Raw genomic sequence first — 1615 nt, 5'->3', positions numbered from 1 at the left:
TTTTCCGGTGGGGTTGTGGTGGCTTTTTGTTTTTTATGGAGAGTTTGATCCTGGCTCAGGATGAACGCTGGCGGCGTGCTTAACACATGCAAGTCGAACGATGAAGCCCAGCTTGCTGGGTGGATTAGTGGCGAACGGGTGAGTAACACGTGAGTAACCTGCCCCTGACTCTGGGATAAGCCCGGGAAACTGGGTCTAATACCGGATATGACCATGGGACGCATGTCTTGTGGTGGAAAGATTTATCGGTTGGGGATGGACTCGCGGCCTATCAGCTTGTTGGTGAGGTAATGGCTCACCAAGGCGACGACGGGTAGCCGGCCTGAGAGGGTGACCGGCCACACTGGGACTGAGACACGGCCCAGACTCCTACGGGAGGCAGCAGTGGGGAATATTGCACAATGGGCGCAAGCCTGATGCAGCGACGCCGCGTGAGGGATGACGGCCTTCGGGTTGTAAACCTCTTTCAGTAGGGAAGAAGCGAGAGTGACGGTACCTGCAGAAGAAGCGCCGGCTAACTACGTGCCAGCAGCCGCGGTAATACGTAGGGCGCAAGCGTTATCCGGATTTATTGGGCGTAAAGAGCTCGTAGGCGGTTTGTCGCGTCTGCCGTGAAAGTCCGAGGCTCAACCTCGGATCTGCGGTGGGTACGGGCAGACTAGAGTGATGTAGGGGAGACTGGAATTCCTGGTGTAGCGGTGAAATGCGCAGATATCAGGAGGAACACCGATGGCGAAGGCAGGTCTCTGGGCATTTACTGACGCTGAGGAGCGAAAGCATGGGGAGCGAACAGGATTAGATACCCTGGTAGTCCATGCCGTAAACGTTGGGCACTAGGTGTGGGGGACATTCCACGTTTTCCGCGCCGTAGCTAACGCATTAAGTGCCCCGCCTGGGGAGTACGGCCGCAAGGCTAAAACTCAAAGGAATTGACGGGGGCCCGCACAAGCGGCGGAGCATGCGGATTAATTCGATGCAACGCGAAGAACCTTACCAAGGCTTGACATGTTCCAGACCGCCTCAGAGATGGGGTTTCCCTTCGGGGCTGGTTCACAGGTGGTGCATGGTTGTCGTCAGCTCGTGTCGTGAGATGTTGGGTTAAGTCCCGCAACGAGCGCAACCCTCGTTCCATGTTGCCAGCGGGTTATGCCGGGGACTCATGGGAGACTGCCGGGGTCAACTCGGAGGAAGGTGGGGATGACGTCAAATCATCATGCCCCTTATGTCTTGGGCTTCACGCATGCTACAATGGCCGGTACAATGGGTTGCGATACTGTGAGGTGGAGCTAATCCCTAAAAGCCGGTCTCAGTTCGGATTGGGGTCTGCAACTCGACCCCATGAAGTCGGAGTCGCTAGTAATCGCAGATCAGCAACGCTGCGGTGAATACGTTCCCGGGCCTTGTACACACCGCCCGTCAAGTCACGAAAGTTGGTAACACCCGAAGCCGATGGCCTAACCACCTTGTGTGGGGGGAGTCGTCGAAGGTGGGACTGGCGATTGGGACTAAGTCGTAACAAGGTAGCCGTACCGGAAGGTGCGGCTGGATCACCTCCTTTCTAAGGAGCTAACCATTTTTTTGGTGCCCATGTCTGGACCCGAGTGTGGTTCGGGTG

1 rRNA gene is annotated in these 1615 nt (G+C 56.5%); it reads left to right on the top strand.

The annotated features are described in order from the left end of the window. Positions 1-32: 32 nt before the first annotated feature. Positions 33-1558: ribosomal RNA gene (locus IEY43_RS17980) — 16S ribosomal RNA — on the top strand. The last annotated feature ends 57 nt before the right edge of the window (positions 1559-1615 follow it).

This window comes from Glutamicibacter protophormiae (genome assembly GCF_014647495.1).
GTDB classification, from domain to species: Bacteria; Actinomycetota; Actinomycetes; order Actinomycetales; family Micrococcaceae; genus Glutamicibacter; species Glutamicibacter protophormiae.
This window is presented reverse-complemented; position numbering and strand designations above follow the sequence as displayed.